The organism is Pantoea sp. Morm, assembly GCF_016643525.1.
Lineage (GTDB): Bacteria > Pseudomonadota > Gammaproteobacteria > Enterobacterales > Enterobacteriaceae > Pantoea > Pantoea dispersa.
On the sequence record NZ_VOQX01000158.1, the window covers coordinates 1 to 5,699 of the forward strand.

Consider the following 5,699-nt stretch of genomic DNA (forward strand, 5'->3'; position numbering starts at 1 on the left):
GGAACAGGCGCGGAAAACGGCTGGAGAGCCCGAGGAAAATGCCGATGCCGGGCAGGTCGAAGGTCTGAATCAGCAGGCCTGCGGAGGCGTTGATGTTGTGCGCACTGTACTGCCCCTGTTCGACCAGTCCGGCAACCACGCCGTAATAGGCGGTGCCGCCAGCCAGGCATTTGGTCAGCGCAGGCAGCACATACACCTCGGCGATATGCAGTTTGTGTAACAGCGGTGCCAGCAGCTGCGTCAGCAGCTCAATGGCGCCGGCACTTTTCAGGATGCCCACCACCGACAAGGAAAGGATCAGCATCGGCAGCGAACCGAGCGCGAGGCGAATGGCGTCGGCACCCGAGGTGTTGATGATGGCGATCAGTCCCGGCTTCGTGTCGCTGTTCTCCACGCCCTGGTCTTCATCGCGCAGCGCGACGTCGGAAAGTTTGCGGGCAAAAAAGTGATAGGTTGAGGCGGCCGCCAGCACGCCGCCGCTGATAGAGAACAGCAGCGCGGCGCTCCAGTTGAGCCCGTCAGGAATCAGCGGATAAAAGGCGTTGGCCTGGCCCATCGCAAACAGCATCGCCAGCGTGGCCGCCATGTGGCGGTCTGACGTGCCGCGCTTCTCCATGATCGCCAGCGCGGCGAGCGGTGCGGCAAAACTGACAAAATTTAACTGGATGAGTGCGAACAGCGCCAGGCCGGTAATCCCCAGCGGCTTCAGTAACGGCGTGGCGTGGCGCACGACAAAATCCAGCACGCCTTTCACTTCGAGGTATTTCATGATGAATAGCATCACCACCATGATGGGAATCAGAGTGTAAAGCGCGACGTCGACCGCAGCTTTGCCCGACTCCATAATTATGCTGATGATATTCACGTGCTGACGTCGTCCCGTTACCGCAAAACGCTGGCCGCCGGGCCAGCAAAGCAAAAATCATAGCGGGTATGCGCGCTGTTGAGTAGTCAGCAAACAAAAAAGCCCCCAGGCGAGGGCTGCGATGATGGCGCGGAGGCGGTGTTAGCGCATGGTGACGAACTCTTCCGCCGCCGTCGGGTGAATCGCCACGGTGTTGTCGAAGTCTTTTTTGGTGGCGCCCATCTTCAGCGCCACCGCAAAGCCCTGCAGCATCTCATCCATGCCGTTGCCGATACCGTGAATACCCACAATCTTCTCTTCCGGCCCCACGCATACCAGCTTCATGCGGCACGGCTGACGGTGCTGGGTCACCGCGGTATACATGGCGGTGAACGACGATTTGTACACTTTTACCTGGTCGTCGCCATACTGCTCACGCGCCTGCGGTTCGGTCAGACCGACGGTGCCAATCGGCGGATGGCTGAACACCACGGTGGGAACGTTGCTGTAGTCGAGATGCTCGTCCGGCTTGTTATTAAACAGGCGTTCGGACAGGCGACGGCCTGCCGCCACGGCCACCGGCGTCAGCTCGACCGCACCGGTGTTATCACCTACCGCATAGATGCCTTTGACGTTGGTGTTCTGGAACTTGTCGACCTGAATGTAGCCTTTGTCATTCAGCGCCACACCGGTCACCGCCAGGTTGAGATTATCGGTAGCGGGTTCGCGGCCAATTGCCCACACCAGGCAATCCACCGTCTGCTGCTGGCCGTTTTCCAGCTGCAGCGTCAGGCTGCCGTCAGCATTCCTGATCACCGCTTTCGGGATCGATTCGGTGTGCAGCGTCGGACCTTCCGCCTGCATCACTTCTACCAGTGTCTCAACAATCAGCGGGTCGAAGCTGCGCAGCGGCGCATGCTGACGCACAAACAGGTGAGTTTCTGCGCCCAGCGCATTCACCACGCCGGCCAGCTCTACCGCAATATAGCCTGCGCCTACCACCGCAACGCGTTTTGGCAGCGCCTCCAGTTCAAAGAAGCCGTCGGAATTGATGCCGTACTCTGCGCCCGGCACCTGTGGATGGCTGGGACGACCGCCAGTGGCGATCAGGATATGGTCGGCGGTAATGGTCTCGCCGTTCACTTCCACCGTGTGGGCATCGACAAAGCGCGCGAACCCTTTGATCACTTCTACCTGGTTTTTACCCAGCACATTGTCGTACGAGGTGTGGATACGGTCGATGTAGGCGCTGCGGTTTTTCACCAGCGTTGACCAGTCAAAGCGATTAACGGTGGTATCAAAGCCGTAATCCGGACCGTACAGGTGAATTGCTTCGGCGATTTGCGCCGCATGCCACATCACTTTCTTCGGTACACAGCCGACGTTGACGCAGGTGCCGCCCAGCTCTTTCGCTTCGATCAGCGCGCACTTCTGGCCATACATCGCCGCACGGTTAATGGAGGCGATACCGCCGCTGCCGCCGCCAATGGCGAGGTAATCAAAATGTCTGGTCATCCGTTGTGTCCATCTGTTGGAGGAAAACTGGCATAGAGTGTAACGCCGCTTCAGTTACCGGCGCAAAGTTTGCACCTATGTATGTAATAGGGTTGAATGCCGGCAAGGGGTTGGCTTAAAGGAACTTATCATGCACCTGACATTTCTTGGTACCGGCGCGGGCGCGCCCAGCCTGCAGCGCAACGTCACCGCCATTGCGCTGACGCTGTCGAAACGCGGTGAGACCTGGCTGTTCGACTGTGGCGAAGCGACGCAGCATCAGTTTATGCGATCGGCGCTTAAGCCCGGCAAGCTGGAAAAAATCTTTATTACCCATTTGCATGGCGATCACATCTTTGGCCTGCCGGGTCTGCTCACCAGCCGTTCGATGGCGGGCCTGACCGAGCCGATGACGCTGTACGGTCCGAAAGGATTGCGCCAGTTTGTCGAGACCGCGCTCAGCCTGAGTGGCTCTTATACCGGCTATCCACTGGAGATTGTCGAGATCGAAGCCGGTCCGGTGCTGGATAACGGTGAGTTTCGCGTCACTGCTTATGCGCTGAACCACGTGGTCGAGTGCTATGGCTACCGCATCGAACAGCATGATAAGCCAGGCTTCCTTGACGCACCGCGCCTGAAGGCGGAAGGCGTGCCGCGCGGCCCGTGGTATCAGGATCTGAAACAGGGCAAACGCATCACGCTGGAAGATGGCCGCGAGATCAACGGCGCCGACTATCTTGGCCCGGCCACCAAAGGCAAAGTGCTGGCGATCTTCGGCGATACCGGCCCTACCGAGGTTGCGTTGCAGCTGGCGGCGAACGCCGATGTGATGGTGCATGAAACCACGCTGGAAGCGGCGATGGCGGAAAAAGCCAACGGGCGCGGCCACTCGACTACGGTGCAGGCGGCCAGCGTGGCACAGCGCGCTGGCGCAAAACGCATGATCGCTACGCACTTTAGCTCGCGCTATTTGTCACAGGATCGGGAAAGGCTGCTGGCTGAGTGCCAGTCGGTGTTTCCGGCCACCGAACTGGCCCATGATTTTGCGATATTTGAGGTGTAGCGCTTATTCCGGCACGATTTGCGTCACGCTGTAGTGACCGGTGCCGGCGGGCACCAGCTTCTGGTGCAGCCACGGCAGCAGCTCTTCCATCTGCGCTTTCAGCTTCCACGGCGGGTTGATGACAATCATCCCGGACGCGGTCATGCCGCGCTGATCGCTGTCCGGACGTACTGCCAGCTCGATCTGCAGAATATTGCGGATGCCGGTGGCTTCCAGATCCTTCAGCATGTGCTTGATCTGCTGGCGCAACACCACCGGATACCACAGCGCATAGACACCGGTGGCGAAACGTTTGTGACCTTCCTGAATGCCTTTCACCACATCCTGATAATCGCTTTTCATTTCGTACGGCGGGTCGATAAGGATCAGGCCGCGACGGGTCGGTGGCGGCAGTTTGGCCTTCAGCTGCTGATAACCATCCGCGCGTTCAACGCGGGCGCGCGCATCTTTACTGAACTCACTGCGCAGCAGCGGGTAATCGGTCGGATGCAGTTCGGTGAGCTGCAGCTTATCCTCGTCGCGCAGCAGATGGCGGGCGATCAGCGGCGAGCCAGGGTAATAGCGCAGCGTACCGGTTGGGTTAAGGTTGCGAATCGCCGCCAGATAGGGCTTCAGCAGCGCCGGTGCGTCCGGCTGTTGCCAGATACGCGCAATGCCTTCCAGATATTCGCCGGTACGTTCGGCGTGCTCACCGCTCAGCTGGTAACGTCCGGCACCGGCGTGGGTGTCCAGATAGAGGAAAGGTTTCTCCTTCTCCATCAGGGCGGTGAGGATCAGGCTTTCAACGGTGTGTTTCAGCACGTCGGCGTGGTTGCCGGCATGAAAACTGTGGCGATAACTCAGCATAAAAAAGAGGGGTCCGCGGTTGGATCAATGAAGTCGAATAGATCGTGTGTGGCGCGATTATAGCCGCGCCGCATAAAAATTGCTGACGTTTTACCATCCGCTTAAGTTTTCAGCGCCCGGGTCGCTTTAGCGGAATGCGACCGGTCTGGTAGAGAACTAATTTCACTTAGGGATAATTCGACTCTCGAAATTTTACCGCAGATTAAGTAAGTTAGTAGCCGAAAACGAAGCGGTCGCGAGCGAAATGCCAGGAATGCGTCTCTGGCAAGGAAACTTTTCGGCCATGGCCGTATAATTTTTTGCTTCAAGCATCCTTAATAACTCCTGGTGACAATAATGAAAAAAATGACTGGTATCGCGGTGGCAAGCCTGCTGGCACTGGCTGGTTGCGCGAAACAACAGCCTGTTCATAGCCTGGTAACGCCGCCCGCCGCCGACGCTCAGCCGATAGCTGAATCCGCTGCACGGCCTGACGGCCAGCCGTTTGTAACCGAAGCGCCAGCCCAGCCGGCCGCTGCCTCGTTCGCTGACGATCGCGCCAGCAACATTCAGCAGTGCCGTAAAGAGCTGGATGCGATGCGCCTCTACAGCCAGGCGTCTTACGACAGCTACCAGGCGGAATTCCAGAAAATTGGCGCGCAGACCAACAAATATCTGCAGATTAAAGATTCGATCGGCGCGGATATTAACGATTTAGTCATGCCGCGCTATCAGTTCCAGATCCGTGAACTGTGCTTCCGCATTAAAACCCGTCTGTCACAGCTGATTATTCGCCAGGCCGGTTAACAATAACGGCGCAAGCCGACCCCTTTTTTAACAGCGCGACAACCTCGCGCGGTGGATGGCTTCATCTCAATTAACATATTGAGATGAGGCCTTTTGTTTTCTTAGCGGCAAGGAGCCGCGACTGGAGGTTTTGATGACACAGCGTCATCTGCTGGCGGTGCTGATTAGCGCGGCCTTACTGCTACCCGGACAGGCCGCGTCAGCGGCTGATGATGACATGCTGCGCGCGTTCAGCGAAGCAGCGCGCACCCTGCCGCCGGCACCGGCAGCAAAACCACAGCCACCTGCAAAACCGGCCGCAAAACCGGCCGCAAAACCGGCGGCGAAAACCGTCAGCAAGGCAGAGAAAAAAGCCGCAACAGCGCCCGATCACAGTTCGGAACTGACGCGTCTGCGCCTCCGCGTGGCGCAACTCGAAAAGCTGTCTGCGACACCTGCGGTGAAAGCGGACGATGCGTTAAAGGCGCAGCTGGCTGCCAGCGACAAAAAACTGGCAGCGCTCAGCGCGGAGAAGCAGCAGCAGGAGAAAAACATCGCCACGCTGCAGCAGGCGTTGAAAGAGGCACAGCAGCAGCAAAGCGCCGGCAGCGCCCAGCTGACGAAACAGCTCAGCGACGCGCGCGCGGCGGCCACCCAGAGCGTCGACGCGCTGAAAGCGCTGAAAGC

General features: G+C 58.6%; 6 protein-coding genes. 3 read left to right on the forward strand and 3 right to left on the reverse strand.

The window, feature by feature from the left end:
* The coding region (locus tag FT726_RS25835) for a nucleoside recognition domain-containing protein (RefSeq protein ID WP_346303695.1) at window positions 1–865 on the reverse strand (865 nt) is incomplete at its 3' end.
* A 141-nt stretch (window positions 866–1,006) separates the two neighbouring features.
* On the reverse strand, window positions 1,007–2,359 hold the full coding sequence (gorA, locus tag FT726_RS25840; RefSeq protein ID WP_288424372.1) for a glutathione-disulfide reductase: 1,353 nt from the start codon (window positions 2,357–2,359) through the stop codon (window positions 1,007–1,009).
* A gap of 130 nt (window positions 2,360–2,489) precedes the next feature.
* Here gorA and rnz point away from each other — a divergent pair, with 130 nt between their 5' ends.
* On the forward strand, window positions 2,490–3,401 hold the full coding sequence (gene rnz, locus FT726_RS25845; protein WP_058759345.1) for a ribonuclease Z: 912 nt from the start codon (window positions 2,490–2,492) through the stop codon (window positions 3,399–3,401).
* Between the two features lie 3 nt (window positions 3,402–3,404).
* Here rnz and FT726_RS25850 read toward each other — a convergent pair whose 3' ends face one another.
* Entirely contained in the window at window positions 3,405–4,247 is an 843-nt protein-coding gene (locus FT726_RS25850) for a 23S rRNA (adenine(2030)-N(6))-methyltransferase RlmJ (RefSeq protein WP_021508100.1), read from the reverse strand.
* A gap of 336 nt (window positions 4,248–4,583) precedes the next feature.
* Between FT726_RS25850 and FT726_RS25855 the strand changes: the two genes are divergently transcribed.
* Window positions 4,584–5,033 carry a hypothetical protein gene (locus tag FT726_RS25855; RefSeq protein ID WP_288424375.1) on the forward strand — a complete coding sequence of 150 codons (450 nt, stop codon included), beginning with the start codon at window positions 4,584–4,586 and terminating at the stop codon, window positions 5,031–5,033.
* A 133-nt stretch (window positions 5,034–5,166) separates the two neighbouring features.
* On the forward strand, window positions 5,167–5,699 hold a 533-nt coding region (locus FT726_RS25860), incomplete at its 3' end, for a hypothetical protein (RefSeq protein ID WP_346303696.1).

What these genes read in the sequence shown, in the direction of transcription:
- gorA (WP_288424372.1), bottom strand. Translation starts at nt 2,359, where the DNA reads ATGACCAGACATTTTGATTACCTCGCCATTGGCGGCGGCAGCGGCGGT.
- rnz (WP_058759345.1), top strand. Translation starts at nt 2,490, where the DNA reads ATGCACCTGACATTTCTTGGTACCGGCGCGGGCGCGCCCAGCCTGCAG.
- FT726_RS25850 (WP_021508100.1), bottom strand. Translation starts at nt 4,247, where the DNA reads ATGCTGAGTTATCGCCACAGTTTTCATGCCGGCAACCACGCCGACGTG.
- FT726_RS25855 (WP_288424375.1), top strand. Translation starts at nt 4,584, where the DNA reads ATGAAAAAAATGACTGGTATCGCGGTGGCAAGCCTGCTGGCACTGGCT.